The organism is Sphingomonas parva (ex Maeng et al. 2020) (assembly GCF_004564275.1).
GTDB lineage: Bacteria > Pseudomonadota > Alphaproteobacteria > Sphingomonadales > Sphingomonadaceae > Allosphingosinicella > Allosphingosinicella parva.
The window spans coordinates 40772-67452 of sequence record NZ_SPDV01000030.1; the positions used below are offsets into that span (position 1 = coordinate 40772).

At 69.4% G+C, this 26681-nt stretch carries 30 protein-coding genes, 1 tRNA gene and 1 pseudogene; 15 read left to right on the forward strand and 17 right to left on the reverse strand.

Annotation, left to right across the window (positions count from 1 at the left end):
- Nucleotides 1-199 precede the first annotated feature (199 nt).
- Entirely contained in the window at nucleotides 200-442 is a 243-nt protein-coding gene (locus tag E2493_RS14795; RefSeq protein ID WP_135088141.1) for a hypothetical protein, read from the forward strand.
- 395 nt (nucleotides 443-837) lie between these two features.
- On the opposite strand, the gene E2493_RS14800 is transcribed toward E2493_RS14795, so the two are convergent.
- The 3 genes from E2493_RS14800 to E2493_RS14810 form a co-directional block, all read right to left on the reverse strand.
- Nucleotides 838-1044 carry a hypothetical protein gene (locus tag E2493_RS14800; protein ID WP_135088143.1) on the reverse strand — a complete coding sequence of 69 codons (207 nt, stop codon included), beginning with the start codon at nucleotides 1042-1044 and terminating at the stop codon, nucleotides 838-840.
- A gap of 140 nt (nucleotides 1045-1184) precedes the next feature.
- Nucleotides 1185-1754 (reverse strand): manganese efflux pump MntP, encoded by a 570-nt coding sequence (locus tag E2493_RS14805; protein ID WP_225421505.1) that lies wholly within the window; start codon nucleotides 1752-1754, stop codon nucleotides 1185-1187.
- Nucleotides 1755-1966: 212 nt separating this feature from the next.
- The gene (locus E2493_RS14810) at nucleotides 1967-2656 is read right to left on the reverse strand and encodes a L,D-transpeptidase family protein (protein ID WP_225421506.1); all 690 of its coding nucleotides are present in this window, start codon (nucleotides 2654-2656) and stop codon (nucleotides 1967-1969) included.
- A gap of 272 nt (nucleotides 2657-2928) precedes the next feature.
- Here E2493_RS14810 and E2493_RS14815 point away from each other — a divergent pair, with 272 nt between their 5' ends.
- Together E2493_RS14815 and E2493_RS14820 are read left to right on the forward strand one after the other, a co-directional pair.
- The gene (locus E2493_RS14815; protein WP_135088145.1) at nucleotides 2929-3426 is read left to right on the forward strand and encodes a DUF2141 domain-containing protein; all 498 of its coding nucleotides are present in this window, start codon (nucleotides 2929-2931) and stop codon (nucleotides 3424-3426) included.
- 5 nt (nucleotides 3427-3431) lie between these two features.
- The gene (locus tag E2493_RS14820; protein WP_135088147.1) at nucleotides 3432-4406 is read left to right on the forward strand and encodes a diacylglycerol/lipid kinase family protein; all 975 of its coding nucleotides are present in this window, start codon (nucleotides 3432-3434) and stop codon (nucleotides 4404-4406) included.
- Between the two features lie 227 nt (nucleotides 4407-4633).
- Here E2493_RS14820 and E2493_RS14825 read toward each other — a convergent pair whose 3' ends face one another.
- Entirely contained in the window at nucleotides 4634-5845 is a 1212-nt protein-coding gene (locus E2493_RS14825) for an MFS transporter (protein WP_135088149.1), read from the reverse strand.
- Between the two features lie 127 nt (nucleotides 5846-5972).
- Here E2493_RS14825 and E2493_RS14830 point away from each other — a divergent pair, with 127 nt between their 5' ends.
- Entirely contained in the window at nucleotides 5973-6881 is a 909-nt protein-coding gene (locus E2493_RS14830; protein ID WP_135088151.1) for a hypothetical protein, read from the forward strand.
- A gap of 10 nt (nucleotides 6882-6891) precedes the next feature.
- Here the strand turns inward: E2493_RS14830 and E2493_RS14835 are convergent, their stop codons facing one another.
- The 3 genes from E2493_RS14835 to E2493_RS14845 form a co-directional block, all read right to left on the reverse strand.
- A complete protein-coding gene (locus E2493_RS14835) occupies nucleotides 6892-8901 on the reverse strand; it encodes an ATP-binding protein (protein WP_135088153.1) in 2010 nt (669 codons plus the stop codon).
- 115 nt (nucleotides 8902-9016) lie between these two features.
- On the reverse strand, nucleotides 9017-10258 hold the full coding sequence (gene spt, locus E2493_RS14840) for a serine palmitoyltransferase (protein WP_225421514.1): 1242 nt from the start codon (nucleotides 10256-10258) through the stop codon (nucleotides 9017-9019).
- Between the two features lie 23 nt (nucleotides 10259-10281).
- Nucleotides 10282-10530, reverse strand: coding sequence for an acyl carrier protein (locus tag E2493_RS14845; RefSeq protein WP_135088157.1), 249 nt, complete (start codon nucleotides 10528-10530; stop codon nucleotides 10282-10284).
- 191 nt (nucleotides 10531-10721) lie between these two features.
- On the opposite strand from E2493_RS14845, the gene E2493_RS21320 reads away from it, so the two are divergent.
- From E2493_RS21320 to E2493_RS14870, 6 genes are all read left to right on the forward strand, one after another.
- Complete coding sequence (locus E2493_RS21320) at nucleotides 10722-10886, forward strand: hypothetical protein (protein ID WP_167737555.1); 165 nt, start codon at nucleotides 10722-10724, stop codon at nucleotides 10884-10886.
- 83 nt (nucleotides 10887-10969) lie between these two features.
- Nucleotides 10970-11218, forward strand: coding sequence for a hypothetical protein (locus E2493_RS14850; RefSeq protein WP_135088159.1), 249 nt, complete (start codon nucleotides 10970-10972; stop codon nucleotides 11216-11218).
- 202 nt (nucleotides 11219-11420) lie between these two features.
- Nucleotides 11421-12413: a glycosyltransferase family 2 protein gene (locus tag E2493_RS14855; protein ID WP_135088160.1), complete on the forward strand. Its 993-nt coding sequence runs from the start codon at nucleotides 11421-11423 to the stop codon at nucleotides 12411-12413.
- A gap of 1 nt (nucleotide 12414) precedes the next feature.
- On the forward strand, nucleotides 12415-14052 hold the full coding sequence (locus E2493_RS14860; protein WP_135088163.1) for a hypothetical protein: 1638 nt from the start codon (nucleotides 12415-12417) through the stop codon (nucleotides 14050-14052).
- A gap of 1 nt (nucleotide 14053) precedes the next feature.
- Nucleotides 14054-14794 (forward strand): class I SAM-dependent methyltransferase, encoded by a 741-nt coding sequence (locus tag E2493_RS14865; RefSeq protein ID WP_135088165.1) that lies wholly within the window; start codon nucleotides 14054-14056, stop codon nucleotides 14792-14794.
- On the forward strand, nucleotides 14791-15705 hold the full coding sequence (locus E2493_RS14870; RefSeq protein ID WP_135088167.1) for a lysylphosphatidylglycerol synthase domain-containing protein: 915 nt from the start codon (nucleotides 14791-14793) through the stop codon (nucleotides 15703-15705). The genes E2493_RS14865 and E2493_RS14870 overlap by 4 nt, the downstream gene beginning before the upstream one ends.
- Here E2493_RS14870 and E2493_RS14875 read toward each other — a convergent pair.
- On the reverse strand, nucleotides 15692-16762 hold the full coding sequence (locus tag E2493_RS14875) for a glycosyltransferase (protein WP_225421507.1): 1071 nt from the start codon (nucleotides 16760-16762) through the stop codon (nucleotides 15692-15694). The two genes, E2493_RS14870 and E2493_RS14875, sit on opposite strands and share 14 nt — an antisense overlap.
- A 172-nt stretch (nucleotides 16763-16934) precedes the next feature.
- Nucleotides 16935-17135, reverse strand: coding sequence for a DUF465 domain-containing protein (locus E2493_RS14880; RefSeq protein ID WP_135088171.1), 201 nt, complete (start codon nucleotides 17133-17135; stop codon nucleotides 16935-16937).
- A 268-nt stretch (nucleotides 17136-17403) separates the two neighbouring features.
- Between E2493_RS14880 and E2493_RS14885 the strand changes: the two genes are divergently transcribed.
- Together E2493_RS14885 and E2493_RS14890 are read left to right on the forward strand one after the other, a co-directional pair.
- Nucleotides 17404-17931, forward strand: coding sequence for a hypothetical protein (locus E2493_RS14885; RefSeq protein WP_135088172.1), 528 nt, complete (start codon nucleotides 17404-17406; stop codon nucleotides 17929-17931).
- A gap of 21 nt (nucleotides 17932-17952) precedes the next feature.
- Nucleotides 17953-18162 (forward strand): hypothetical protein, encoded by a 210-nt coding sequence (locus E2493_RS14890; protein ID WP_135088174.1) that lies wholly within the window; start codon nucleotides 17953-17955, stop codon nucleotides 18160-18162.
- 34 nt (nucleotides 18163-18196) lie between these two features.
- Here the strand turns inward: E2493_RS14890 and E2493_RS14895 are convergent, their stop codons facing one another.
- From E2493_RS14895 to E2493_RS14905, 3 genes are read right to left on the reverse strand one after another with little or no spacing between them, the layout of a single operon-like run.
- Nucleotides 18197-19135, reverse strand: coding sequence for an SDR family oxidoreductase (locus E2493_RS14895; RefSeq protein WP_225421508.1), 939 nt, complete (start codon nucleotides 19133-19135; stop codon nucleotides 18197-18199).
- Nucleotides 19120-20154 (reverse strand): GTPase ObgE, encoded by a 1035-nt coding sequence (gene obgE / locus E2493_RS14900; RefSeq protein WP_135088176.1) that lies wholly within the window; start codon nucleotides 20152-20154, stop codon nucleotides 19120-19122. The genes E2493_RS14895 and obgE overlap by 16 nt, the downstream gene beginning before the upstream one ends.
- A 9-nt stretch (nucleotides 20155-20163) precedes the next feature.
- Entirely contained in the window at nucleotides 20164-20757 is a 594-nt protein-coding gene (locus tag E2493_RS14905) for a TetR family transcriptional regulator (protein ID WP_135088178.1), read from the reverse strand.
- A gap of 43 nt (nucleotides 20758-20800) precedes the next feature.
- Here E2493_RS14905 and E2493_RS14910 point away from each other — a divergent pair, with 43 nt between their 5' ends.
- A complete protein-coding gene (locus E2493_RS14910; RefSeq protein WP_135088180.1) occupies nucleotides 20801-21634 on the forward strand; it encodes a metal-dependent hydrolase in 834 nt (277 codons plus the stop codon).
- Here the strand turns inward: E2493_RS14910 and E2493_RS14915 are convergent.
- The 5 genes and pseudogenes from E2493_RS14915 to hspQ form a co-directional block, all read right to left on the reverse strand.
- Nucleotides 21625-22050 (reverse strand): hypothetical protein, encoded by a 426-nt coding sequence (locus tag E2493_RS14915; RefSeq protein WP_135088182.1) that lies wholly within the window; start codon nucleotides 22048-22050, stop codon nucleotides 21625-21627. The two genes, E2493_RS14910 and E2493_RS14915, sit on opposite strands and share 10 nt — an antisense overlap.
- Nucleotides 22051-22110: 60 nt before the next feature.
- Entirely contained in the window at nucleotides 22111-22677 is a 567-nt protein-coding gene (locus E2493_RS14920) for a GNAT family N-acetyltransferase (RefSeq protein WP_135088184.1), read from the reverse strand.
- Between the two features lie 170 nt (nucleotides 22678-22847).
- Entirely contained in the window at nucleotides 22848-23117 is a 270-nt protein-coding gene (gene rpmA, locus E2493_RS14925) for a 50S ribosomal protein L27 (protein ID WP_135088186.1), read from the reverse strand.
- A gap of 209 nt (nucleotides 23118-23326) precedes the next feature.
- Nucleotides 23327-23686: pseudogene (rplU, locus tag E2493_RS14930) on the reverse strand (50S ribosomal protein L21); the annotation flags it as partial.
- 165 nt (nucleotides 23687-23851) lie between these two features.
- Nucleotides 23852-24247 (reverse strand): heat shock protein HspQ, encoded by a 396-nt coding sequence (gene hspQ, locus E2493_RS14935; protein ID WP_135088190.1) that lies wholly within the window; start codon nucleotides 24245-24247, stop codon nucleotides 23852-23854.
- Nucleotides 24248-24359: 112 nt separating this feature from the next.
- Between hspQ and E2493_RS14940 the strand changes: the two genes are divergently transcribed.
- A tRNA-Ser gene (locus E2493_RS14940) sits at nucleotides 24360-24449 on the forward strand.
- A 934-nt stretch (nucleotides 24450-25383) separates the two neighbouring features.
- Entirely contained in the window at nucleotides 25384-26679 is a 1296-nt protein-coding gene (locus E2493_RS14945) for a tyrosine-type recombinase/integrase (RefSeq protein ID WP_135088192.1), read from the forward strand.
- The last annotated feature ends 2 nt before the right edge of the window (nucleotides 26680-26681 follow it).

Below are 26681 nucleotides of genomic sequence, written 5' to 3' on the forward strand. Positions count from 1 at the left end.
CAGCTGCATAGTTATGCAACCCACCGCACCATGAGGCGACGGGCGGACAGGATCAGCCGTTCGCGTCGGGCGCGTCCGCTGGCTCGCCTCGCGCGATCCGGTCGCGGCCCCTGACGGCGAGAATGGAGATCGAAGGCGGCAATTAACTTGATCTACATCAAGAAGGTGCTAGCGAGATTCGTCCTCGAACGATCGAACCATGCACAACGACGATCCCCGCTATCTCCGGCAGAAAGCCGAGCAATGCCGCAGGCTCGCGCGCGGCTGCAACGATCCCACCTCGGCACGCGTGCTGACCGACATGGCGGCGGAATATGACGCGCGGGCGCGCGCGGCCTTGTTTACGGGGATGAGCGCGCCGCCTCCCGAATCCGACGCGCGCGGCGCCGGCGATAGTCCGCCGATCGGGCGCGGCCCTTCGGGACAAAACGAACCTGGCTGAGCGCGGCAGCGCGGCGGTTCATCGGGGAGACGGAAGGCGGGCCGGAGATGTGCTCGTGGGGGGAAACATCCCCGGCCCTGGCCGCCCGGTGAACAGAACGCGTCGGACGGTTGGCGCGTCGATGACTCCCCTGCACCGGCGAAACCATCTGTGGAAAACACGGGGCGGCCCGTTTGCGCTTGCACCCACCGATCACCGGCGAAGATCCCATGCGCGATGTGGCGTCAGATGCGTAAAGATCGCACGCCAGGCGTCGGGAGCGCGGCGCAGGCAGGATCGGCCGGACGCGAGAACGGCTCCCGCCGCGTGACCAGACGGGAGCCGTTCCTCTTCCGACGCTTACGCATCCGCCCACCGGATGCAGGGTCAACGTCCCCGGCCGAGGCCGGGTTCCGTCAGCTTCCGGAGCCGCCGCCGCTCGGGGCGGAAATGTCCACGTCAGCCTTGATCTCCTTGGTCTCGCCGCCGCCGATCAGGCCGCGTCCGAAGACCAGGAACAACACGACCAGCAAGGCGATCACGGCGATCACCGCCACGATCGTGCCGCCGCCGCCGCGGCCACTGTCCCCGACCACCACCGTTTCGCGTTCGCGTTCTGCCATCGTCCATCTCCTGTTGCCGTGGCGCTTCGAACGCGCCGACCCTTCCGGGGTTGCAACGAACCCGCGTTGGCGGCGAGCGGGCGCCCCTGGCGAGAGCCGTGCCGGCGCGGACGGTCAAGCAGATGTCGAAGCAGTCGGACTCAGCCGCCGAAATAGACGTGCTGGACGAGGACCTTGGTGCCGATGACGAGCAGGGCGAGGCCGCCGAGGATCTCGGCTCTCTTGCCGAGCCGCTGCCCGCCGGCGGCGCCGAGGAAGACGCCCGCGGCGCACAGGGCGAGGGTGACCGCGCCGATCACCGCACAGGCGAGGACGACATGGGCGCCGAGCGAGGGCAGGGTGACTCCGGCGGCGGCGGCATCGATGCTGGTCGCGACCGAGGCGCCGAGCAGCGCCCAGCCGGACAGTCGCGTGCAATCGGCCTCCTCGCCGCCCCGCAAGCCCTCGTGCAGGGTCTTGAGGCCGAGCAAAGCGAGCAGGCCGAAGGCGATCCAGTGATCGACGTCGCGGATCACCGAGGCGAAGGCGATGCCCGCCGCCCAGCCGAGCAGCGGCATCACCGCCTGGGCAAGGCCGAAGGCGGTGCCGATGCGCACCGCATCGCGAACGCCGGGCCGCGACGCCGCGCCCTGGCAGAGCGCGACCGCGAACGCGTCCGCCGCCAGCGCGCCAGCCAGCGCGAACAACATCAGCCATGTCGCTATCGTCACGTCATCCCCGCCCGCCGGCTCGTCTGGGGCGCCTATAGTCGCTCGAACCTTTCGCTGCCATTGCGAAGTGACGTCGGGCCCGCCGGCGGCCGGGAGCGACGCCGCTCCCCTCACCGATCAGGCGTTGTCGGGCGCCTGATCACGCTCGAGTTCCGCTCGAACGATCAGGCATTGTCGAGCGCCTGGTTCACGCTCGAGCTCCGCTCGAACGATCAGGCGCGGCCGGGGCCGTTGGCATCCCAGCCGCGGGTGACCAGCACGTGATCGCCGAGCTTCGCCTGGCCGAACAGCAGCTGCGCGAATTCGTCGGGAATGCCGATGCAGCCGTGGGTCGCGTAGTCGTCGCTGACCACGCTCGAATGGATCGCGACCCCGTCCCAGGTGAGACGCAGCATGTAGGGCATCGGCGCGTCGTAGAGATTCGAGATGTGGTGGCGCTTCTTCTGCAGGATCGGGAAAATGCCGAGCGGCGTCGGCTTGTCGACGTCGCCTTGGATCAGCGAGGTGCGACCGATCTCGACGCCCTGGCGGTAGACGTAGAGCATCTGCGCCCGCAGATCGGCGACGATCACCGCGGCCCCGGCCGGGGCGCCTTCCTCGTTCCAGGCATATTCGCCGGGGGCGAGCGGATGGTCGAGCGCGAGGATCGAGCGGATGGTGAAATCGGGCCGCGCGGGCGGCGGCGCGGGCGCGACGGGCGCGGTCTCGGTGGAGCGCAGGCGGAGGCCCGGCGGCGGATCCTTGGCCGGAGCGGGCGCCGGCGCCTCGCGGATCGCGGCGGCGCGCAGCGGCGCGTCGCGGTGATTGCCGGGCGCGGGCGCGGGCGAGGCGGCGAGGAACAGCGTCATCCCTCCGAACAGGAAGAGCCGGGCCGACATTCGACTGGTGCGCGCTTCGAGCAATGTCCTCTCCTTTGCCCCCGCCGAACGTCCATGCCGCCGCGAGGTTCGTCCCGCCAAGCCCCTTTCGGGACGCTGTCGCGAGATGGGACAGGCGGGACGGATTCGATAATGCCGGAGACGCGGCGAGACGGCGGCACGGTGGCGCTCCAGCGCCCCAATTGGACGCGCGATGACCACAATTTGGCCGCAAGCATTCGGAATAGAGCGACAAAGGGGAATGGTACGAACGCGGCCGAAGTGCCGGAACGACCGCCTCGAGGAGTGGCTGCTGGATGTTGAGACTGCGTATTCCGTTTGCCGCCGCGGCGCTGGCCTTCGCGCCGGCCGCGTCCGCGCAGGCGGCGCTCGGCCCCGACGCCGCCGCCTGCCAAGCCAACCGGCCGTCGGTGCTGGTCAGCGTCACCGGCTTCAAGAACCGGATCGGCAAGCTCCGCGTCCAGCTCTACGGCAGCAATCCCGCCGAGTTCCTCGCCACCGGCAAGTGGCTGCGCCGGATCGACCTGCCGGTGACCCGGTCGGGCGCGATGAACGTCTGCGTCGCGGTGCCGAAGGCCGGCACCTATGCGATTGCGGTCCGCCACGATGCCGACGCCAACGGCAAGTCGGGCTGGAACGACGGCGGCGGCTTCTCGAACAACCCCAGAATCTCGCTGCTCGACCTCAAGCCCTCCCATCGCGAGGTTGCCTTCGCGGTCGGCTCCGGCGTGAAAACTGTGAACGTCGTGCTCAACTATCGCCGCGGCCTCTCCGTCGGCCCGATCGGACGGTGACCTCGATGGCCCGCGTTGCCCTGCTTTCCAATCCGCGCTCGACCGGCAACCGCTCGCTGCTGCCGCGGGTGCGCAGCTTCTGCGCCGAGCACCAGGACATCTTCCATTACGAGGTCGAGCGCGCCGATCAGGTCGGCGAGGCGCTGAAGACGATCGCCAAGGTGAAGCCGACCGTGCTGGTGATCAACGGCGGCGACGGCACCGTGCAGGCGGCGCTGACCGAGATCTTCAATGGCCGGCATTTCGGCGATGCCGCTCCCCCGGTCGCGGTGCTGCCCAACGGCAAGACCAACCTCATCGCCCATGATCTCGGTGCCGACGGCGATCCGATGGCGGCGCTCGAGCGGGTGCTGGAGATCGCCCGGTCCGATCTCGATCCGCACATCGTCCGGCGCGAGCTGATCGCGTTGTCCGGCGGCACGCCCGACGGCAAGCCGGTGCTCGGCATGTTCCTCGGCGGCGCCGGCCTCGCCGATGCGATGCTCTACTGCCGCCACAAGATCTATCCGCTCGGCCTGCCGAACAGCGTCGCCCATTTCCTCGCCCTGCTGCTCGGCATCATCTCGGTGGCGGCCGGGCGGCGGATAAAGATCGGCCCGGTCCGGCCGAAGCCCTTGCGCGTCTCGGTGCTGAAGCAGGGGGAGCTCAACGGCCAGTTCGCGGTGCTGATGGTGACGACGCTGCAGCGGCTGCTGTTCAAGGGCCACATGCCCGGCGCCGGCGCGCGCACCGGGGCGATGCAATTGCTCGTCATCGACCGCAGCTTCATGGCGCTGATGCGGGCGCTGACCGCGGCGATCCGCGGCACCCTGGGAAGGATCCGTCTTTCGGGCGTCCATCTCGAGCGCGGCGACGAGATCCGGATCGAGGGCGAGCAGTCCAACGTCATCCTCGACGGCGAGATCTTCCAGGCCGGCGAGGGCGAGGCGATCGTGCTCAAGCCGACGCCCCCGGTCCACTTCCTGCGGCTGGCGGCTTAACGAGTCGAGAGACTAATCTCACCCCTCCCCTGCAAGGGGAGGTGGCAGGCGAAGCCTGACGGAGGGTGTCAGCGTTGACGCCCCCCGCAGCCCAAGCGACTTGTCGCAGCAGACGCCCTGATGCTCCGCATCAGCGTCACTCCGTGGCCGAGTTCACTTCGGAGTCGCTGACACCCCTCCACCGCGCTTCGCGCGGTTCCCCTCCCCTTTCAAGGGAGGAACGATGCTCAACAGCTGGCGGTCGCCTCGCGCAGAGGCGCCTGGCGGATCTGGGCGTGCCAGAGGGAGAGGGCCCAGAAGGCGAGGCCGCCGAGCGCGAGGGCGGCGCCGACCCAGCCGGTCGAGGTCCAGCCATAGCCCGCGGCGATGGCGAGGCCGCCGAGCCAGGGGCCGAGCGCATTCGCAAAGTTGAACGCCGAGTGGTTGAGCGCGGCGGCGAGGCTCTGGGCGTCCTCGGCCACGTCCATCAGCCGGGTCTGGAGCACCGTGCCGAGCGCGCCTCCGACGCCGACCGCAAAGACGGCGGCCGAAATCGCCCACAGGCTCGACGCGGCGACCGTGTAGAGCGACAGCGACACCGCGCTCCACAGCAGCAGAGCGCCGGCGGTCGGCATCAGGGCGCGATCGGCGAAGCGCGGCACGATCAGATTGCCGGCGGTGGTGCCGAGGCCGAAGACGACGAGCACGAACGGAACGGCCGAGGCGCCGGCGCCGGTGACCTCGATCAGGGTCGAGGCGAGATAAGTGTACACCGCGAACAGGCCGCCGAAACCGATCGCGCCGGTGGCGAGAGTGAGCCAGACCTGGCCGCGCTTCAGGGCGCCGAGCTCGCGCAGCGGGCTGGCGCCGGGCTCAGGCCGGTCGTGCGGGGCGACCAGCCAGATCATCGCCACCGTCGCCAGCGCCACCGCGGCGACCACGCCGAAGCCCCAGCGCCAGCCGATCGCCTGGCCGAGCCAGTTGGCGAACGGAACGCCGACCAAAGTGGCGGTGGTGAGGCCGAGCATCACGCGAGCAATCGCTTGGGTGCGCCGCTCGGGCGGGACCAGCGACGCGGCGACCAGGGCGGCGATGCCGAAATAGGCGCCGTGGGGAAGGCCGCTCAGGAAGCGGAAGACGAGCATCGTCTGGTAGGTCGGGGCGAGCGCGCTCAGCGCATTGGCGACGGCGAACAAGGCCATTAGCAGCAGCAGCAGGCTGCGCCGCGCCATGCGCGCCGCGAGCACGGCGAGCAGCGGCGCGCCGACGACGACGCCGAGGGCGTAGGCGCTGATCACATGGCCGGCGGTCGGCTCGTCGATGCCGAGGCCCTTCGCGAAGAAGGGAAGCAGGCTCATCGTCGCGAACTCGGTCGTGCCGATGGCGAAGCCGCCCATCGCCAGCGCGAAATGGACGAGGGCGGGAGGCGCGGAACGGCGCGCGGCCGGCGCGGTGGACATCGAGGGGCTCCGGGGAGGGGGTCTGCTGCAGTGCAACAGGCGAGATAGGGCGCGGTTCCGTAGCGTCAAGGCAGGGAGGAATGGTGCGGCGCTTGACGCGGCCGTGCGGTATCGCGAAGCGGTGCGGATGGCTGCTGCCTCACCACCCCTGGAAGCCCTCGTCGCCGCCGAGCTTGCCGAGCCGGTGGAGCCGCGCGTGTCGGCGATGGCGGCGGCGATCGCCGCCTTCTATCCGGGGGCGGCGCGGGCGGTGCTGTTCTACGGATCGTGCCTGCGCGAGAAGCAGCTCGAAGGGCTGATGCTCGATTTCTACCTGATCGTCTCCGACTACCGGGCCGCTTATGGGAAGAGCTGGATGGCGCCGGCCAACCGGCTGATTCCGCCGAACGTCTTCCCGTTCGAGCACGAGGGGCTGGTTGCCAAATATGCGGTGTTGAGCGAGGCCGACTTCCTGCGGCTGAACGGGCCCGAGACGCTGTCGGTCTCGGTCTGGGCGCGCTTCGCCCAGCCCTCTCGCCTGGTGTGGCGCGCGGACGACGAGGCGGCAAGGCGGGCAGTGGCGGCGGTGGCGCGCGCCGCGCCGACCCTGCTCGATGCGGCGTGGCCGCTGTTCGCAGGCAGCGATCCGCTCGATCTCTGGCGCCACGGCTTCCAGCTCACTTATTCGGCGGAGCTCAGGTCCGAGCGCAAGGGGCGGGCCGTCTCCGTGGTCGATGCCGATCCGGAGCGCTACCGCAGGTTCAGCGAGCCGGCTCTAGCCGCGGCGGGGATCGCGCTCGCCGCACCAGTGCCGCCGGAGGCGCGGCGGCGGGCGCTGCGGCGCTGGGCGCGGATGCGGCGGGCCGGCAAGGCGCTGACCATGATCCGTCTCGCCAAGGCGAGCGGCACCTATGCCGGCGGCATCGATTACCTCGCCTGGAAGATCAACCGGCACGCCGGGACGGCGATCGAGATCAAGCCGTGGCAGCGGCGCTGGCCGTTGCTCGCCGCCGTCACTCTGCTGCCGAAGCTGCTGCGGCGGGGGGCGATCCGCTAACGGATCGGCGTCACGCCCGGGACCGGAACGCGACCGCTTCGTTCGCGGACGATCCGCCGCGGTGGGCGAGCGCGGCGGCGACCGCCGCGGCGAGGCCGGAGACGGTGAACGGCTTGCGCAGGATATCGTAGCCGGAGAGGTCCTCGGCGTCGCCGGCCTCGCCGACATAGCCGGTGACGAACAGCACGGCGATCCACGGCCAGCGCCGGCTCGCCTCGCGGACCAGCTCCGGCCCGGTCATCTCCGGCATCATCACGTCGGTGATGATCAGCTGGAGGCCGCTCTCCCGCTCGAGGATCTCCATCGCCTCGCGGCCGCTGGCGCAGGCGATGGTGGTGTAGCCGAGTTCCTCGAGCGCGCCGACGGTGGCGCGGCTGACCCGCGGATCGTCCTCGACGACGAGGATCGGCGTGCCCGGCGGCGCCGCCCGTTCCTCGACATCGGCGCGCGCGGCGTGGACCTCGCCGCCAAATTCCCCGGTCTCCTCGCTGCGCGGCAGGTAGATGGCGACGGTGGTGCCCGCACCGACGGTGGATTTCAGCGTGATGTCGCCGCCCGACTGGCGCGCGAAGCCGAAGATCTGGCTGAGGCCGAGGCCGGTGCCCTTGCCGACCGGCTTGGTGGTGAAGAACGGCTCGAAGACGCGCTCGATCATCTCGGACGGGATGCCCGCGCCGGTGTCGGCGACGCTGATCCGGACGTATTCGCCAGGGGCGAGCGCGTTGACCTCGCCCGCCGCGAGGACGAGGTTGTCGACGGCGATCGAGAGCTGTCCCTGGCCATCCATCGCGTCCCGCGCGTTGACCGCCATGTTGAGGATCGCGTTCTCGAGCTGGTTGGTGTCGACCCGGACGTGCCAGGGCTCGGCGGGGAAATCGGTGGTGACGTTGATCCGCTCGCCGATCGTGCGGTCGATCAGGTCGAGCATCCCCTCGACCAGCTCGGACGGCGCGGCGGAGACCGGCAGCAGGGGCTCCGCGCGGGCGAAGGCGAGCAGCCGGCGGGTGAGGGCGGCGGCGCGGGTGGCGCCCTCCATCGCATTGTCGAGGTGGAACTCGACTTCGCGTTTCGAGCTGCGCAGCCGCCGCCGGGCGAGATCCAGCCCGCCGACGATCACCGCCAGCATGTTGTTGAAATCGTGGGCGATGCCGCCGGTGAGCTGGCCGACCGCCTCCATTTTCTGGACCTGGCGGAGCTGCGCCTCGGCGGCAGCGCGCTCCGCCGCCTCGGCCTGCAGCCGCTCGTTGGCGTCGACCAGCTCGCGGGTGCGCTCGCGGACCGCCTCCTCGAGCCTTTGCGCGCGCATCGCCTCGGTATCGGCGGCCGCGATCGCCTCGAGCCGCTGGCTGATCGCGCGATAGGCGAGCAGGCCGAGGATGACTGCGCCGGCGCCGATCAGCACGGCGATCCAGCCGAGCCATTCGGTGAGCTCGGTGGCGCGCGCACCGGAAAGGCCGGTCGCGGCCATACGGTCGGAGAGATCCTTGCGTTCGGCCGAGGCGATCTCGGAGAGCTTGCCGCGCAGCGCCGGCCCGGTCGGGGACATGCCCGCCTGGTAGAAAAGCGAGATGCCGCCGCTGCCCTTCTTCGCGGCCGCGGCGGTCGCCGCAGCGGCGAGCTCGGTGGCGCGCTTGCGGTACAGCGCGCGCAGCGCCTTGACCCGCTCGAGCTGGTCGGCATCGCCGCGCACCATCCGCTCGAGCTGGCCGATCTGGCGCTCGGCGAGCACCCATTCGTTGTAATAGACCGTGCCGGTCGGCTGCGCCTCGTCGAGCACGTAGCGGCCGAGCGCCGCTTCGGCGCGCGCGATCGAGCCGTCGGCACTGCGGGTGAGCAGCATCACGTCGTAGCTGTGCCGCTCCGAGGCGATCGCCTGCTCGCGCGCGCGGTTCGAGCCGGTGACCATCACCATCAGCGCGATGAGCAGGAGGGTCGCGACGACCGCGCCGGCGGCCGCCAGCGCTCCGCGTCCCCGGCCCGAGACGCCGATCTCGGGCGTGTCCAGTCCTTCACCCGCCATCAGGGGACTCTAGGCCGCCGCGGGGCGGCTGCAAAGACCGGGAAAGTGCGAAGGGTGCCGGCCGGAGATGCGGCAGGGCGGAGGCGGACGCGCGCGATCGGGCGTCCGCCCGGGCTCAGGAGAGCACCCCGGTGGCGCGGCCCGCGACCTCGAACATCTCGAGGATGCGGCCGACCTCCTCGCTCGAATGCTCGGCGCAGAGCGAGCAGCGCAGCAGGTACATCCCGGCCGGTGTCGCCGGCGGTCGCGCCATGTTGACGTAGACGCCGGCCTCGAGCAGCGCCTGCCACATCATCACCGTGGTCTGCTGATCGGGCAGCAGCACCGCGATAATCGCCGATTCCGCCTCGGCGGTCGCGAGGGTGAAGCCGAGATCGCGCAGGCCCTGGTGGAGGCGGCGGCTGTTCTCCCAGAGATGGGCGCGCTTGTCTCCGGCGTGCATCAGCTTGCGGATCGAGGTCGCGGCGGTGGCGACCACCGACGGCGGCAGCGAGGCAGTGAAGACGTAGGGACGGCAGACGAGGCGGAGCACCTCGAACTTGGGATGGTTGGAGACGACGAAGCCGCCGACCGTGCCGACCGATTTGGAGAAGGTGCCGACGACGAAATCGACCTGGTCGGCGACGCCCGCCTGCTCGAACACGCCGCGGCCGTGCTCGCCGAAGAAGCCCATGCCGTGCGCCTCGTCGACCACGACCATCGCGCCGTGGCGCTTGGCGACCTCGACCATCTCCTTCAGCGGCGCGATGTCGCCGAGCATCGAATAGACGCCTTCGAGCACGACCAGCCGGCCGCCCTCGGCGGGCAAGCGCTTCAGCCGCCGCTCGAGATCCTCGACGCTGTTGTGGCGGAACCGGACGATCTGGGCGTTCCCGAGCGCGCAGCCGTCGTAGATCGAGGCATGGCTGTCGGCGTCGAGGATGATGTAATCCTCCTTGCCGGCGATGGTCGACATCAGGCCGAGATTGGCCTGGTAGCCGGTCGAGAAGACCATGGCGTGGGCGGTGCCGTAGAATTCCTTCAGAGCCTCCTCGACCTCGCGATGGCCCTGGTAGGTGCCGTTGAGGACGCGGCTGCCGGTGGTGCCGGCGCCGAACTCGTCGAGCGCCTGCTTGCCGGCGGCGACGACGTCCGGATCGAAGGTCATGCCCATGTAATTGTAGGTGCCGAGGAGGATGGTCTCCTTGCCCTTGACGACCGCGCGGGTGGGGGAGAGCACTCTCTCCATCACCAGGCCGAACGGATCGCGCACGCCGGTGTCGAGCAGCGCCTCGCGCTCGGCGATCAGCGCGTCGAACTTCGAGAACAGGTCGCGGCCATGCGATGGCGCGACGGCGGTCTCGTCGGCCGGATCCATCGGCGTGCGGGCGGCCTCGGTCATCAGCCGTCGTTCCGGAGCTGCTCGACGGCGTCGACCAGCTGGCCGACGGTCTCGATTTCGGCCTGCATGTTCATCGTGATCAGGATGTCGAACTCGTCCTCGACCGAGGCGACGAAATCCATGACGATCAGGCTGTCCCACTCGAGATCGCCGGCGAAGGTGGTCGCTTCGGTGAGCGGAGCGCCCTTCTTGTTGAAGGGCTCGATGAGCTGCTGCACCTTGGCGAAGGTCTCTTCTCTGTCGGTCATGGCCGTCCCTTAGGTTCCGACGGCCGCTCTGCCAAGGAATTTGGGCCGGATTGCGACGCCGGCGCGGCGGTCGGGTGAACGGCCCGGGCGACGCAGCGCAGAGCGCGCCGTCGGCGCGCCGCGGTATGCGTTACGGATACGGAACAAATGCTCATTGCGCGTGCGGCGTCGGCACGCCTAGTCGGCGCCCGATGGACCGGGACGAACTGATCAGGAAGATGCGGGCGCGGGCGGAAATGTGCCGCAGGCTGGCCGGCGCGACGCTCGACGCCGATGCCGCCAGGACGCTGCGGCGGATCGCGGAAGAAGGCGAGGCCGACATCGCCCGCCTCCTCGCCGAGCGCCGGCAGGGCTGACCGGCGCGGAGCCGCGGCACCGGCGGCAACAAAATTGCGGCGCGGAGCGCAGCCCGGCCCCGCGGCGATGCTAAGAAGCGGCTATGGAAAGCTTGCATCCCGAGTTCCAGCGCGCCGTGCGCCTCGTGCTGGAGGGGCGCCGCAACGTCGGCCGACAGATCGAGAAGATCGCGGCGCTGAAGGCGAAGGGCGCCGACGTCGCGCTGGCGGAAGCGCGGCTGGAGGGCCTGACGCTGGCTCTCGAGGGCGATTGCGAGCGGCTCGAGCGGCTGCTGACCCTGGTGCCGCCCGAAGAGATCGAAGCGGCTGCGGCGGCCTCGCTGCGCGCCTGACCGAGGCGGCGCGGCGAGGTCGAGCCCGAGCCTCGCTGCGCCCGCGGGGTCCGGGCGCGCATCCGTGCAGCGCGGCAGTCGCCCGCACCCGCACCCGCCGGGGCTCGGCCGGCCGGACGGCAGCGATCGCAACCTGTTCTTAACCATGGGAGCCCTAGTCTCGGGCCACGGTCAGTCGCGGCCGCCATCGGGGACAAACGCCTTGAAGCTGATCATCCAAATCCCCTGCTTCAACGAAGCCGGCTCCCTCCCCGAGACGTTGCTCGCTTTGCCGCGGCAGATCGCCGGCATCGACACGATCGAATATCTGGTGATCGACGACGGCAGCCGCGACGGGACCAGCGAGATCGCCCGGCAATGGGGCGTCCACCACATCGTCCGCCATCGCACCAACCGCGGCCTCGCTGCCGCCTACCAGAGCGGCATCGACGCGGCGCTGGCGGCCGGCGCCGACATCATCGTCAATACCGATGCCGACAATCAATATGACGGGCGCGACATCCCCGATCTGGTCGCGCCGATCCTCGAGGGCCGCGCCGACATCGTGATCGGTGATCGTCAGGTGCGCACCAACGCCCATTTCGGCCGGGGCAAGCAATGGCTGCAGGCGCTCGGCTCGTCGGTCGTCCAGCGCCTCTCGCGCACCGAAGTGACCGACGCGGTGAGCGGCTTCCGCGCGATCAGCCGCGCCGCCGCCCAGCGCATCTTCATCACCTCGCGCTTCTCCTACACCACCGAGATGCTGATCCAGGCGGGCGGCAAGAGGATGGCGGTGGTCTCGGTCCCGATCCGCACCAACGCGCCGATGCGACCGTCGCGCCTCTTCCGCAACATTCCGCACTTCATCTTGAACACCGGCGTCACGATGGCGCGGGCCTGGGCGATGTACAATCCTCTTCGCCTGTTCGTGATGGCCGGTGCGCTGGCCGCTCTGGCCGGCCTCGCGCCGATCGTTCGCTTCCTCTATTTCTTCGCCGTCGGCGAGGGCGGCGGGCACGTTCAGTCGCTCGTCCTGGGCGGCGTGTTGCTGATGCTTGGCGTGATCTCGATCATGTTCGGCATCGTTGCCGATCTGATCGGCCGCAACCGCCAGTTGCTGGAAGCGACGCTCGAGCGCGTCCGCCGGATCGAGGCCGGCCTCGATGCCGAGCGCGGCCAGGCGGTTGCGCCCGCGCCGCTCAAGCGCAGCGCGTGAGATGAACGCCCTCGGCTCGGAGCTTAGCTTTCGCCAGGCTTCCGCTCTGCCCCGGGCGGCGGCGATCTGGGCGGCCGTCGCCTTGTGCGCGGCGCTGCAGCTCCACCTCGCCTTCGCCCAGCCGATCAACTGGGACGAGTTCCGCTTCCTGTCCGACGTTCACGCCTATCGCAACGGCACCCTCGCCTCGCCCGTGCAGACCTTCCACGTTCATCTCTTTGGCTGGCTTGCCGGTGCGTTCGGGAGCGAGATCGACGAGGTCATCGCCGGGCGGCTCGCGATGCTCGCGATCGAATGGGGCACCGCCGCTTTGCTCTTCCGCATCAGCCGCGCCTTCGCGGGACGGGAAGCGGCGCTGTTCGCGGCGCTGTGCTTCCTCAGCTTCAGCTTCGTGCTGAAGCACGGCGCGAGCTTCCGCTACGATCCGATCGCCACCTTCCTGCTGACCGGCGCGGCGGCGCTGCTGCTCGGCAGGCTGCGCTGGACGGCTGCGGCCGGTGCCGGTGCCGCGGTCGCGCTCGCCGCCGTGGTGACGATCAAGGCGGTGCTCTTCCTGCCGCTGCTCGGCCTGATTGCGGTATGGCGCGTGGCGAAGAGCGAGGACCGGCGCGACACGCTGATCCGGCTCGCGATTGCCGGCCTCACCTGCGCCTGCGTGTTCGTATCGCTCTACCTCGCCCACAAGGCTGCCTTGCCCGCTGCAGGCGATGGGCAGGCGGTGGTCGCGGCCAGTGCGCAGAAGACGCTGGGCGAGGGCCAGTTCTTTCCGCGGCGCCTCGACTTCATCCGCAGCCTGCTCGGCAATCCGATACACTGGACCCTGCTCGGCCTCGGCGCCGCGATCGCATGTCGCCGGCGGCTCTGGATTGCGCTTGCCTTCGCGCTGCCGCTCGCGAGCCTGCTCTTCTACCGAAACGCGTTTCCCTATTTTTTCGCCTTCATGCTCGCGCCGGCTTCCCTGCTGTGGGCGCTTGCCGCGGCTCGGCCCTACACCCGCCGCCTCCTGCCGGTGCTGGCGATCGGGCTGGTCGTGGGCGCGGTCGGACACGCGCTCGCGGTCGATGGCGATGTGCTCGCGCGTCAGCGCGCGACCGTGGCCGCCGCGCGCGCGATCTTTCCCGGCTCGCTGCCCTATATTGACGGCTGCTCGATGCTGGCGCGCTCGCCCCAGGCAGGCTTTTTCATGAGCAGCTGGGGCATCGAGAATTATCGTGCGGCCGGCCGGCCGGTGATGCGGGACGCGATCACCCGCGGAGGCGCGCGCTATATCGTCGCCGGCAACCGGCAGCTCAGCCTGGCCCTCGCCGGATCGGCGGAGAGCCGCCTGCTTCCGCAGGACACCGCCGTCCTGCGGGACGATTTCGTGCCGCATTGGGGCGCCATCCGGGTGCTCGGCAAGCGCCTGCCGCCGAGCGTCACGCCGCTCCGCTTCGAGCTGCTCGCTTCCGGCCCTTACACCGTCGAGAGCGCGGCCGCGGCGCGGATTGACGGGATCCAGCGTCGCCCCGGCGACGTGGTGACGCTCGCCGCCGGCGGGCACGACGCCGTCGCTCCGGCCGGGCTGACGCTCCGCTGGGGCAACCACCTCCACCGTCCCGCAGGGCCCCCGCCCGGCGGCGACCTCTTCACGGGTTTCTGACATGACTGGATCCCTCCCGCCTTTGGCGATCGGCGCCGCGATGCGCTGGGACATGGTGCGCCGCCTGTTGCCGGCCAGCCCCGGCGATCTGCTCGAGATCGGCTGCGGCCAGGGCGGCTTCGCGGTGCGGCTGGCGGCGCGCAGCCGCAGCTTCCTGGGACTGGAGCCGGATCGGCGCTCGTTCGCCACGGCGCACGGCCGGCTGCCCGGCGCCATCCTCAACATCACCGCCGACGATCTGCCCGCCGGCCGCCTCTTCGATACCGTCTGTGCCTTCGAGGTGATCGAGCATCTTCCCGACGACAAGGGCGCGCTGGCGTCCTGGGTCGCGCGCGTGCGCCCGGGCGGCACCCTGTTCCTAAGCGCCCCGGCTTATGCATCGCGGCTCGGCGCCTCCGATGCGATGGCCGGCCATTATCGCCGCTACGATCCGGCCGACATGGCCAGGCTGATGACCGAAGCGGGTCTCGTCGACGTCACGGTGCGCGTCTACGGCGGTCCGCTCAGCTGGGTGCTGGAGATGCTCAGAAACGGGCTGGCAAAGCTCATTCTCGCGAGGTCGCAGGGGGCGAGCTTCGACGAGCGGACCGCCGGGTCCGGACGCTTCCTCCAGCCCGGATCCGGGCTTTTCTGGCGGACCCTGCAGGTCGTGATCCGCCCGCTCCTTCTCGTGCAGCATGTCTTCCCAAACCGCGGCGTGGCGCTGGTCGCGATGGGCAGGCGCCCGGCCGAGACCGCATGAACGCCGCCGCCGCGCAGGCATCGATCGCTGCAGGGCTCAAGTCCCGGCCGGCAAGAGCCGCGTTCCTGCTCGTTGCGGTCGCCGCCGCCGTCGCAGCCCTGGCGACGATGCGCGATCAGGTGAGCGAGGGCCTGTCGCGAGTCGCCACCGCAGATCTCGGCGCGGCGCTCTGCTTCAGCCTGCTCCATCTGCTCTGCGCCGCCGCCGTGTGGCGAGCGGTCCTGTCCGAGCTGCGCAGCGGGATCACGGCGCCGGCCGCGCTGCGCATCTTCTTTCTCAGCCAGATCGGCAAATATCTTCCCGGCGGGATCTTCACCTTCGCCGCCGCTGCGGAGATGGGCCACGATGCCGGGCTGTCGCGACGCTATACGGTCTCGACGCTGGTCATCACGCTCGTGCTGACCCTCGCGACGGGGACGTCGCTCGCGCTCGTCCTGCTTCCGCTCGCCGATCCGGTCGCGCTCGCGCCTTATTGGTGGGTCGGCCTAGCCGTGGTGGCGATCGCGCCGGTGCTGCATCCGGCCGTGCTGCGCCGCCTGCTCGCCTTCGCCCGCGTTCGGACCGAGCGGGATCTGACCGGGCGCGGCATAGCGATCGCCTCGGCCTGGGCGGCCGCCTGCTGGGTGACGATCGGCCTGCAGGTGTGGCTGCTCGCCGGCGCGGTGGGTGCTCCGCTCAGCTTCGCCACGCTTTGCCTCGCGACGGGGGGCTATGCTCTGGCCTGGGTGGTGGGCTTCCTGGTGATCATCGCCCCGGGCGGCTTCGGCGCGCGCGATGCCGTGCTGGCGCTGGTGCTCGCCAGCCACCTCGGGCCGGCGGAGGCGCTGGTCGTCTCCCTGCTGTCGCGGGTGGTGACCACCGCCGCCGAGTTTGCCGGCGCGGCGGTCGCCCTGGTGCTCAGCCGCCGCTGAGGCGCCGCAGCAGGCTTGCGACGCCTCGATCGGGGCCGAGCTCGTCGAGCGCCGCAGGCGGAAGCGGCCGCAGGCGCGCCGGATCGGCGAGACAGCGGCGGACGGTCTCGGCCAGCGCGACCGGATCGGCGGCAGGGACCGTGATCACCGTGTCCGGGAATTCCGCCGCGAGCGCCGCCACCGCCGGGCTGGCGCGGGTGACGATCGGCTTGCCGGCGCTCAGCACCTGGAACATCTTGTTCGGGATCACCCGGCCGGCCTTGGCGGATGCGCCGAAGATGCCGAGGCAGAGATCCGCGTGGCCGATCAGCGCCGGCAGCGCCGCATAGTCGACCCAGGGGAGCCAGCTGACGTTGGGCATCGCCTTTGTCTCCAGCGCGGCGCGCAGCAGCGGCTCCTGTTGGCCTCGCCCGACCAGAAGCCAGTGGAAAGGCGCGTCGACCGTCCGTCGCGCCGCCTCCAGGATCGTCTCGAGCCCGTGCAGCGGGATCAGCTGTCCGTAGAACAGCACCAGCGGCCTGCCGGCCGGGGCGGGCAGGGGCGGAACCGGCCCCGCCGGCGCTCGAAACAGGGGCTCGGCGCCGACCAGCACCGTCTCGAACCGGCTTCGATCGATGCCGAATTCGACGGCGAAGAAATCGCCATGCTGGTCGGTATCGACGAGGATGATGTCGGCCAGCCTGAGGCCGATCCGCTCGGCCAGCCAGATCAGCCTCGCGGGCAGCGAGCGCGGCCGGAGCATGGCGCGATCCCCGACGATCGTGTCGTGCAGCGGAAGAAAGGCGTCGAGGACGATCCTGCGCCCGCGCAGCCGCGCCGCGATCGCGGCGAAAAACACGTCGGGGATGCCGGGATAGGGCAGCAGCACCGCGCCGCCGCGCGGCGCCCGCAGCAGCTTCAGCATCGCGGCGGGATAGGCGGCCAGCAGGGTCAGCGCCGCCCTGAGCAGCCGGCCTCGCCCGGCGACGGCCTTGTCCTCAATCCCGCGCCATGCCGCGATGTTGATCTCGCCGTCGAGCGCACCCACGCGGCGAAGGGCGTCGAGCAGAAGCCGCACGCGCGGCTTGCTCTCGTCATAACCCCCCCAGGCGATCACATGAGCCCCTCGCATGCCGCCTTGTTGGCCGAACCCGCCGCCTCCGTCCATGTCCTTGCGCCGGTGGACGACGACAATGATGGGCGACCCGAATCGTCGACGCTCGCGGGGCGGGTTTCGCAGCCGCTTTGCCTCAAAGCGGCTTGGGAAGCGCGGGACCCGGCCGGCGCATCATAAGCGGCGCATGGCGGTGGAGCCGATCCTTGACCGCGAGCCGCAGCTTCTTGAGCCGCAGCAACCGCATCCAGTCCGGTATCCTCCGCTTCAGCTCGCGCGAGATCTCCTCGTCGAGCTTCCGGTGGATGAGGGTGAGGCGATAGGTGATGATATTCATGCCACTCTCCAATCGATGGTTGGTCATCGATCGGGTCGGCTGGCGATGCGGAACGGCCTTTTCATACGAACGAGCGGCATCGAGCTGACCCGATGCGGTCCGACATCACGATCGTTCCCGGAAGAACGGCCGCCAGAGGGGCCCGGTCCCGCAGACTCGAGATGGGGCGGGGGCCGCCGGTTTCAAGCCGCGCGTCTTACGGAAAGCGGGCGTTTACTCCCGCCGTGTAGGCCATCCGTCGGGTGAGCCGCGCGACTGGGGAGGGGACATGCGCTCGATTGCCTTGGTCGCGCTGGCGCTGACTGCTCTGGGCTTTGCGGTTGCGGCCAACGGCTGGCTCGATTTTCGGCCGGTGCGGCGCATCCTCTGGCTTGGGGACAGCTATACCTACTCCAACAATCTGCCGGCGATGGTGGCGGAGATGGCCGATTCCGCCGGCTCCGAGGTGCGCTACGACATCACCATGAAGGCTTTCGCCAACGCCTCGCTCGAGGACCATTGGCGCAGCGCGAAGACGCAGGCGTTGCTCGCCGCGAGCGATTGGGACCGGGTGCTCGTCCAGCCCGAAAGCACATTCCGGGCGCTGGAAGCGGGCAGTCCGTTCTTCGCTTATGGCGCGCGGCTGCTCGGCGGCGGCAGGCCGCGGCCGGCGATCGTCGTCAGCTGGACGGCGAGCGAGGCGTTGTACGAGGACGACCCGATCAGCCGCCCCGAGCATTTCCAGAATATCGAGCGCAACCACAAAGGTCTGGCGATGAAGACCGGCGCCGAGCTGATCGACGCGGCCCAGGTCTGAGAGGACCTGCTCGCCGAGCCCTTGCCCTTCTCCCTCTATCGCGAAGGCAATCACCCGTCGCTGGCCGGCAGCTACGCCGCCGCGCTGGTCGTCTATGCCTGCCTGTCGAAGGGCGATGTGGACGCGGTGCGCTGGGTGCCGCGCGGACTCGGCGGCGAGCACGCCGCCCTGCTGCGTGCGAGAGTGGGGCAATCGCTGCGGGCGCGGCACATGGCGGGCGCGGCCGCCTAGACCATCTGAATAGAGCGCCATCGCGGGCGGCAGCTCAGCGCAGCCAGCCCTGCTCGCGATACCAGTCGGCGGTGTCCTTGAGTCCCGTCGGGGTGCGGACCTCGGGTGTCCAGAGGCGCGCCGGCGGCTTGCGCTCGGCGGTGACGACCCAGTCCGGGTGGCAGAGATAGCCGACGCGATCGGCGGTCAGCCGCGCTTTGCCGCGCCGGACCAGGCGATCGAGGGCGGAGGCGATGTGCAGCACCGGCTTCGGCATCGACAGCGCCAGGGCGCGGCGGCCGTAGATGCGCGCGACCGTCCGCGCGAAATGGCGGTGCTCCCATCCGCCCTCGCGGCCGTCGTCGGGCTCGTAGATCTCCGACCAGCTGTCGGGATCGTCGAGCAGGGCGAGCAGCAGCCGGCAGAGATCCTCGGCGTGGATGAGGGAGAAGCGGCCCGCCGGCGGCAGGCCGACGACGCCGCGCCGGGCCATGCGGAACAGCTCGAACATGTCGCGGTCGCCGGGTCCGTAGACGGCGGGCGGGCGGACGATCGTCCAGTCCAGCCCCGAGGCGGCGACCAGCCGCTCCGAGCGCAGCTTCGAGCGGCCGTAGGCGGAGAGCCCGGGCTCCCGGGCGGACAGCGACGAGACGTGGATGAAGCGGCGGACCCCGGTGCGCCGCGCCGCGTCGATCATGTTGGCCGTGCCGCCGACATTGACCGCCTCGAACAGCGCCGCTCCGCCGTTGACGGCGCCGCCGACGTGGATCACCGCCTCCGCGCCGTCGCACAGCTTCTCGAGCGTGTCGGGCCGGTCGAGCGCGCCCTCGACCCAGGCGATCTCGTCCTCGGGCGGCTTCCAGCCTCGGGTGAGCGCCCGCACGTCGAAGCCCTGCTCGACCGCGAGGCGCAGCAGATGGGTGCCGACGAAGCCGGTGCCGCCGGTGATCGCGAGCGTTCGGATCGCGCGGCGCCGCCTCACAGCGGCGACCACCCGCCCGTCTCGTCCGCCTCCGCCTGCTTCTGCTCGGGCTGAAGGTGCTCGAGCAGGGCGTCGAGCACCGCCTCCGCGCCCTCGCCGGTCGCGCCCGACAGGCGCAGCGGACGCACGCCGGCCTCCGCCTCGAGCTCGTCCGACAGGGCATCGAGAAGCTCCTCGTCGAGCGTGTCGGCCTTGTTGAGCGCGAGCAGCTCGATCTTGTCCTCGAGGCCCTCGCCATAAGCGTCGAGCTCGTCGCGGACGATCCGATAGGCCTCGGCGACGTCCTCGTTGTTCGCGTCGACCAGATGGAGGAGCACCCGGCAGCGCTCGATATGGCCGAGGAAGCGGTCGCCGATGCCGGCGCCCTCCGCCGCGCCCTCGATCAGGCCCGGGATGTCGGCCATGACGAACTCGCGGCCCTTGTGGCGGACCACTCCGAGCTTCGGGTGGAGGGTGGTGAACGGATAGGCGCCGACCTTCGCGTTGGCGTTGGTGACGGCGTTGAGCAGGGTCGACTTGCCGGCATTGGGCAGGCCGACCAGGCCGACGTCGGCGAGCAGCTTCAGCCGCAGCCAGACCCACATCTCCTCGGCCGGCCAGCCGGTGCCGTGCTGGCGCGGCGCGCGGTTGGTCGAGGTCTTGTAGCTGGCGTTGCCGCGGCCGCCGTCGCCGCCCTTCAGGAAGACGATGCGCTGACCGGCCTCGGTGAGATCGGCGAGCACGTGCTCGCGGTCGTCGGAGATGATCTGGGTGCCGACCGGCACCTTGATGACGAGGTCCTTGCCGCCCGCGCCGGTCTGGTTGCGGCCATGCCCGCCCTTGCCGCGCGGCGCCTTGAAATGCTGGGTGTAGCGGAAGTCGATCAGGGTGTTCAGGCCCTCGACCGCCTCGAACACGATGTCGCCGCCCTTGCCGCCGTCGCCGCCGTCGGGGCCGCCATATTCGATGAACTTCTCGCGCCGGAAGCTGACCGCGCCGGGTCCGCCGGCGCCCGAGCGGATGAAGATTTTCGCCTGATCGAGGAAATGCATGGCGGGGACTTAGGCGCGATGCGGCTCCGCCGCCAGACCCATGGATGCGAGTAAATGGTCTCTCGCGAGGTCGCGTGCTCTTCCCGGGGGCAGGCCGAGCGCGGCCGCCATCGATTCGCCGAGCAGGGAATCGCCGAGCGCCGCCAGCACCAGCCAGAGCGTGGTCTCGTGCACCGGGCGGTCCTCGTGGCCGGCGCCGAGATGGTCGACGAGATCGTGGATCGCCTCCAGCACCGGGTTGAGCGCGTCGCGATTGCCCGAAAGGATCATCCAGGCGGCCAGCGCGCCGGCCCCCTCGCGGCCGAAGGCGTCGAAGGTGCGGTCGACGATCTCGCGCGGATCGGCCTCGCCCTGGCGGGCGCGCACCACCGCATCGCCGATCGCCGCGGTGATCCGCTCTGACAGATAGCGGCCGAGCTCCGCCTGGAGCTCGGAGGCCGAGCCGAAATGATGGAGGAGGTTGGCGTGGGTCCGGCCGATGCGCGCGGCGACCGCCTTCAGCGTCACCGCCTGCGGCCCGGCCTCGATGAGCAGGGCGCGGGCGGCCTCGAGCGCGGCGGAACGGCTTTCCTGGGGTGAGAGGCGGGCGCGAACTGTTGACATCAGTGTAAGTAACGGGCATGGGTCATGGCCAAGGAGATACAGCATGGCGAGCGTTGCGACACCCTCCGATCTCACCATCACGCCGCGCGACCAGCGCTTCGGGCGCGGCAGCAAGACCGACCGCTGGTGGCTGGGCGGCGATCCGGTCGGGACGGCCCTCTACAACGCGCTTTCCGCGACCTTCCCGAAAGGCGAGGCCTTCTTCGTCGAGAGCGTCCGCGCCTATCGCGAGGGCGCCGATCCGAAGCTCGCCGCCGACATCAGGGCCTTCACCACCCAGGAGGTGATGCACAGCCGCGAGCATGTCGCGTTCAACAAGCGCGCGGTCGACGCCGGCTACGATCTCACCGAGCTCGTCCGGGTGGTCGACGAGCGGCTCGCGATCATCCGCGCCCGTCACCCGATCGTGAACCTCGCTGCGACCATGGCGCTCGAGCATTTCACCGCCATGCTCGCGCACCAATTGCTCGCCGATCCCGCGCACCTGCGCGACGCCGATCCGGAGACTGCGGCGCTGTGGCGCTGGCACGCGGTCGAGGAGATCGAGCATAAGGGCGTCGCCTACGACACCTGGCTGCACGCCACCCGCGGAATGACCCGCTTCAAGCGCTGGAGCATCAAGGCGCGGGTGATGCTGCTCGTTACCGAGCATTTCCTCGTCGACCGGGCCAAGGGCGCGCTCGAATTGCTCCGCCAGGACGGGATCACCGGCCCGAAGGCATGGTGGCGGCTGTTCTGGTTCTCGTTCGTCCGGCCGGGAATGATGCGCAAGGTGATGGGCGCCTGGCTGAGCTTCTTCCTGCCGCGCTTCCACCCGTGGAACCACGACGACCGCGCCCTGATCCAGGCCGAGGAGGCGAAGCCGGCCTACGCCTGACGATCGGGCTGTTCGGCGTCCGGCGGCGCAGTGGGCTGCGCCGGCGCCACGGGCGTGTAGGTCGGCGCCGCCTCGACCAGCAGGGCGAAGGCGACCCAGATGGCGAGCGTCGCCTCCAGCCGCTGGAGATCGCCGGTGCTGAGCGCCTCGGCATAATCGCCCGAGCTCAAGCGCAGGACGAGGGCGATGCCGATCAGGGCGAGGGTGGCGAGCGCGAGGAGCCGCCGATCGGACGTGGAGATCAGCCGGAGGCCGACGACGGCGGCGGACAGGAAGATCACCAGCTCGACATAGTCGCCGAGCGGCATCCGGCCGAGCGTGCCGAGATTGGCGCCGAGCAGCGCGCCGAAGAACAGGTTGAGGCCGTCGATCGTGCCGGCCTTCTCGCTTTTGGTCTGAAGAAGAAGAGATTTCATGCCCGCCCCCACGGTTTCGGGGAGGCTAACCCGAAGCCGCGGGAGGGGGAAGGGGAGGGTTCAGGCCGCCATGCGCGCGTCGGCCACGCAATCGTCCGCGGCCGCGGCCTCGCCCGAATCGAGGATCAACTCGTACTCGCGGCACGGCGCCGCCTCGCGCCGGCCCGCGCTGTAGCGCTGCACGACGCCCGCGGAGCGAAAGCCGAGCTTCTGCAGCACCCGGCCCGAGGCGGGATTGTCGACGAAATGGCCGGCCTGGATCCGCGATAGGCGCAGGCTGTCCCGGGCCATGGCGATCACCGCGCGGCCGGCCTCGGTGGCATAGCCCAGCCCCCAGAAGGGCCGCGCGATCCAATAGCCGAACTCCATTTCCCCGTCGGGGCGGCGGCCGAAGCCGATCGCGCCGGCGAGCTGCGGCGCGCCGAGCGTGCGGCGGAAGATCAGCATCGAAGGCGCGGTCAGGCAGCGCTCGGCGGCGAGGAAGGCCTCGGCATCGGCGAGCGTGTACGGCCAGGGCGCGCTGGCCAGGTTGCGAACGATCGCCTCGTCGGCCACCGCGGCGAACAGGGCGGGGGCGTCCTCGGCCCAGCCGGGCCTCAAGGCCAGTCTTTCCGTCCGTGCAAACATGGTCTCGTCCTCTCTTCCCCTTGCCGGCCGCTACCCCCCACGGGTTACGGGCCGGTGACAGTTTCGAGGGAGAAACAAAAAGGGAGAGGGGGTGACCCCTCTCCCTCGAACGGTTCTCAACTGAGCACCTTGGGCCACCCCTGGACGGGCGACCCTTTATCGGTGGCCCGTTATTCCGCTGCTTCGCTAATCATGTCCACACACACGTATTTGCGGCCGAGCTTCCCGTCGCGGAACGAGACTCGACCTTCGGTAAGCGCAAAAAGGGTGTGGTCCTTGCCCATGCCGACGTTGGCGCCCGGGTACCAACGGGTACCGCGCTGACGCACGATGATGTTGCCGGCGAGCACCTGCTCACCGCCGAACTTCTTCACGCCGAGACGGCGGCCCGCAGAGTCGCGACCGTTGCGCGAGGAGCCGCCTGCTTTCTTATGTGCCATCTCTACTCTGCCTTCGTCTTACTCGTCATCGCCAGCGGCGATTCGATTGTCTCTTACTCGGAATCGCTCTTCGAGGCGACCGGGGTGTCGGTCATCGGGCTCTCGGCCCCCTCGGTCTTGAGCGGCGCCTGCGCCTTGGCGTCGGCCTTCTTGGCGCGCGGCTTCTTGGCCGGCGCCTCGGCCGCGACCGGCGCCGCGGTCTCGGCGGCCGCCGGAGCCTCGGCCGGGGCGGCAGCCTTCTTGGCGGCCTTCGGCTTGGCGGCGGCCTTCTGGTCGCCGATTCCGACGATGCGCAGGATCGTGTGCTGCTGGCGGTGGCCCTTCTTGCGCCGGTAGTTGTGGCGGCGGCGCTTCTTGAAGACGATCACCTTCTCGCCCTTCGCCTGGGCGATGATCTCGGCGGAGACGGTGAGGCCGTCAGTCGCGCGCAGCTCGGAGCCTTCGCCCGCGAGCAGGACGTCGCCCAAAGTGATGGTGTCGCCTGCCTCGCCAGCAAGCTTTTCAACGACGATCTTGTCTCCAGCGGCAACGCGATACTGCTTGCCGCCCGTGCGCACGACTGCGAACATGGCTTGTCTCAACTACCTTCCAGCTTTTTCCCGCAAGCGGAATCGGCGAGGCCGACGGCTCCGCGCAGGAGAGTTGAGGGCTGCTACAGGGAGGGGCGCGTCATGTCAACCAAGCGCGCGCCCTAATTTCGGCCCCGCGTGCGGACGCCGCGGCCGCGCGCCCGATCAGTGGGTGCGCTCACGGCGCAGGCGATAGCGGCCCGCGGCATAATCGTCGAACAGCCCGGCGATCTCGGGATGGTCGACCGGTTCGTCGCTCTCGTCGGGCAGCAGATTCTGCTCGCTGACGTAGGCGATGTAGCTCGATTCGCCGTTCTCGGCGAGGAGGTGGTAGAAAGGCTGGTCCTTGGCCGGACGGATGTCCTCCGGGATCGCCTGATACCATTCCTCGCTGTTCGAGAAGACCGGATCGACGTCGTAGATCACGCCGCGGAAGTCGAACAGCCGGTGGCGGACGACGTCGCCGATGGTGAACTCGGCGTGGGAGACGGCGGGAGCGGCGACGGGAGAGACGGTGGCGCCGCCGTCCAGATCGGACGGGGAATTCTGGAAACCCTGCATGCCGCCAATCTAGGTATTGTCCGCAAAATCGCAAGCCGAGCCTTGGCAAGCGCGGATCGCTGGGCTAAGCGCCCCGCCGTCGACCCCGCCGAACCGGCGGCAGACCTTTCGCGGAGAGGTGCCAGAGTGGTCGATTGGGACGGTCTCGAAAACCGTTGTGCCTTCACGGGTACCGTGGGTTCGAATCCCACCCTCTCCGCCACTTCTCCTGATCAAGCGCCTCCAATCGACGTGGATCGTCGTGCCGTCTCTCGGGGAACAGGCGCATTCTCGTTCAGGCGACGTCGATTCTTGTCAGCCATAGTCACCCAAACGGTGGCACGGGTGGGGGCACGCTCCGCCCATTTGGGGGCATCGGCCGCCTTGAGCTCGCGACCCAGTACCGGAGATCGCTTCACCAGTGTCGGGGAGGCCGGTAAGCGGACATCGGCAAGGGCCGCTGCGCTGCGGTTCGAAGGTCGGAGGCTAGACTAGACTCCTATGTCGCGTCTGCGAATCCTCAGCGCTTGAAGAGCCGCCGCGGCGGCGGCGGATGCCTGAAGTGGGGGCTATCGGCGGGGCAGCGTAGCGCCCAGATAATGGCAGGAAGGTGGGGCATGACTCGGCCGAGTACGAGCCCGACAGCTACTATGAATGCCTCCGCCATCGCCAGTCCCTCGCCATCGTTCCATTCGCGTCCGTCCACTCCTATGGGGGTGGCACCACGCGTTACAGCCGTCAGCAATACCGCGTCCTCACGCGCACAATCATGCAATTCCTCGCCGAGAATCCACAGGATTCCGCGGGTGTATTCCGCTCATCTGCGGGTCCGCTGCCCGTGCTTCTTACCTCTCGAACGGATCCAACCTGACGGCGCTACGCTTCCCTCCGATCTCCGCTACCGCCCTCAGACTTTTAGCGGCTCTCCCGCGTAAGACCCTGTATCCCGAATCCAAGATCTTGTGCGCCACAGCGACCTACGTGGTCGGCCGGCCGATGCGTTCCTGGGCGTCGATCAGGCTACCTCATCTAGCGCCAGGAGACCTCAGGCTTGGTTGATGCATGTCAGAGAAATGTAAGTATCGCCAAGAATGCCTAGCAGGGTATACGAAAGCTTCTGGATACTTAAGGTCATGATTGGATCTTAAGGAAATAGAATGCTTACCGATGCAGAGTGTAGAGGCGCCAAGGCCCGTGAAAAAGCCTACAAGCTTGCTGATGGCGGAGGGTTGCTGCTCCACGTTTCTACCAGCGGGCATCGGTCATGGCGCTTTAAATACAGGTTTGGCGGCAAGGAGAAGCAGCGCGTTCTCGGGAGCTATCCTGAGCTTGGCCTCAAGGAGGCTCGCGCGATGCGCGACGACGACAAGCGCCTCCTGCGGGAAGGCAAGGATCCCAGCATCGAAGCGAAGCGAGCCGCTCTGGCGAGCCGTGTGTCGGCCGCCGACACGTTCGAGCTCCTCGCCCGCGAGTGGTACGGAAAGCAGAAGGCGCGTTGGAAGCCGGTCCACGCTGCGGACGTCCTCGAGAGCCTCGAGCGCGATGTTTTCCCGGACCTTGGCGCTTTGCCTGTCGTTTCGATAAGCGCGCCTCTTGTCCTCGCAACGCTGCAGAAGGTCGAGAAACGCGGCGCTATCGAAACCGCGCATCGGCTCCGTCAGCGGATTTCCGCGGTTTTCGTCTACGGCATCGCTGCCGGACGCGCTGGCTTCGATCCCGCCGCGTCCCTTGGCAAGGTGCTCGAGGCGAAGCCCTCCGGCCGTCGCTGGCCGGCGGTGACCACGATCGAGCGCGCTCGGAAGGTTCTTGCGGCCACCGATTCAGCGGAAGCCACGCCGACTGTGAAGCTCGCGTCTCGGTTCCTCGCTCTGACCGCGCAACGCCCGGGAATGATCCGCTGGCTGAAATGGGACGAACTGCAGGGGGTGGACCTGAAGGGCGACTCGACGCCCGGAATGGCCATGTGGAAGATACCGGCAGGCAAGATGAAGCAGGAACTTGCCTTGCGCGATGATCAGGCTTTCGAGCACCAGGTCCCGCTAGTCCCCGAAGCTGTCGAGGTCCTGCGGCAGGCCTATGCGTTCAGCTCCGGCAGCGAGTACGTGTTCTCGGGCGGTCATTCGATCCTGAGGCCGATGTCAGAGAACGCCTTGAGCTATTTGTATCTGCGCGAAGGCCTGCGCGGAATCCATGTTCCGCATGGCTGGCGCGCGACGTTCTCGACGCTGATGAATGAGTGGGTCAACGCGCAGGGGCTGGAGAACGATCGTATGGTCATCGACCTGATGCTGGCGCATGTCCCGGCGGGGATCTCGGCGAGCGAGCTTCGCTACAACCGCGCGATGTTCATGAATCGTCGCTGGGAGCTGGCAGCGATCTGGGCAGAGAGCTTGCTGAAGGGGGCGTCCAGCGCCGCCGCCGTTGTGGAAGGGCGGCGGCGTGGACGTGTGTGACG

Excerpts from the sequence above, each read along its gene's own strand:
- E2493_RS14795 (WP_135088141.1), top strand. The coding sequence starts at position 200 with ATGCACAACGACGATCCCCGCTATCTCCGGCAGAAAGCCGAGCAATGC.
- E2493_RS14800 (WP_135088143.1), bottom strand. The coding sequence starts at position 1,044 with ATGGCAGAACGCGAACGCGAAACGGTGGTGGTCGGGGACAGTGGCCGC.
- E2493_RS14815 (WP_135088145.1), top strand. The coding sequence starts at position 2,929 with ATGTTGAGACTGCGTATTCCGTTTGCCGCCGCGGCGCTGGCCTTCGCG.
- E2493_RS14820 (WP_135088147.1), top strand. The coding sequence starts at position 3,432 with ATGGCCCGCGTTGCCCTGCTTTCCAATCCGCGCTCGACCGGCAACCGC.
- E2493_RS14825 (WP_135088149.1), bottom strand. The coding sequence starts at position 5,845 with ATGTCCACCGCGCCGGCCGCGCGCCGTTCCGCGCCTCCCGCCCTCGTC.
- E2493_RS14830 (WP_135088151.1), top strand. The coding sequence starts at position 5,973 with ATGGCTGCTGCCTCACCACCCCTGGAAGCCCTCGTCGCCGCCGAGCTT.
- E2493_RS14835 (WP_135088153.1), bottom strand. The coding sequence starts at position 8,901 with ATGGCGGGTGAAGGACTGGACACGCCCGAGATCGGCGTCTCGGGCCGG.
- spt (WP_225421514.1), bottom strand. The coding sequence starts at position 10,258 with ATGGATCCGGCCGACGAGACCGCCGTCGCGCCATCGCATGGCCGCGAC.
- E2493_RS14845 (WP_135088157.1), bottom strand. The coding sequence starts at position 10,530 with ATGACCGACAGAGAAGAGACCTTCGCCAAGGTGCAGCAGCTCATCGAG.
- E2493_RS21320 (WP_167737555.1), top strand. The coding sequence starts at position 10,722 with ATGGACCGGGACGAACTGATCAGGAAGATGCGGGCGCGGGCGGAAATG.
- E2493_RS14850 (WP_135088159.1), top strand. The coding sequence starts at position 10,970 with ATGGAAAGCTTGCATCCCGAGTTCCAGCGCGCCGTGCGCCTCGTGCTG.
- E2493_RS14860 (WP_135088163.1), top strand. The coding sequence starts at position 12,415 with ATGAACGCCCTCGGCTCGGAGCTTAGCTTTCGCCAGGCTTCCGCTCTG.
- E2493_RS14865 (WP_135088165.1), top strand. The coding sequence starts at position 14,054 with ATGACTGGATCCCTCCCGCCTTTGGCGATCGGCGCCGCGATGCGCTGG.
- E2493_RS14870 (WP_135088167.1), top strand. The coding sequence starts at position 14,791 with ATGAACGCCGCCGCCGCGCAGGCATCGATCGCTGCAGGGCTCAAGTCC.
- E2493_RS14880 (WP_135088171.1), bottom strand. The coding sequence starts at position 17,135 with ATGAATATCATCACCTATCGCCTCACCCTCATCCACCGGAAGCTCGAC.
- E2493_RS14885 (WP_135088172.1), top strand. The coding sequence starts at position 17,404 with ATGCGCTCGATTGCCTTGGTCGCGCTGGCGCTGACTGCTCTGGGCTTT.
- obgE (WP_135088176.1), bottom strand. The coding sequence starts at position 20,154 with ATGCATTTCCTCGATCAGGCGAAAATCTTCATCCGCTCGGGCGCCGGC.
- E2493_RS14905 (WP_135088178.1), bottom strand. The coding sequence starts at position 20,757 with ATGTCAACAGTTCGCGCCCGCCTCTCACCCCAGGAAAGCCGTTCCGCC.
- E2493_RS14910 (WP_135088180.1), top strand. The coding sequence starts at position 20,801 with ATGGCGAGCGTTGCGACACCCTCCGATCTCACCATCACGCCGCGCGAC.
- E2493_RS14915 (WP_135088182.1), bottom strand. The coding sequence starts at position 22,050 with ATGAAATCTCTTCTTCTTCAGACCAAAAGCGAGAAGGCCGGCACGATC.
- E2493_RS14920 (WP_135088184.1), bottom strand. The coding sequence starts at position 22,677 with ATGTTTGCACGGACGGAAAGACTGGCCTTGAGGCCCGGCTGGGCCGAG.
- rpmA (WP_135088186.1), bottom strand. The coding sequence starts at position 23,117 with ATGGCACATAAGAAAGCAGGCGGCTCCTCGCGCAACGGTCGCGACTCT.
- hspQ (WP_135088190.1), bottom strand. The coding sequence starts at position 24,247 with ATGCAGGGTTTCCAGAATTCCCCGTCCGATCTGGACGGCGGCGCCACC.
- E2493_RS14945 (WP_135088192.1), top strand. The coding sequence starts at position 25,384 with ATGCTTACCGATGCAGAGTGTAGAGGCGCCAAGGCCCGTGAAAAAGCC.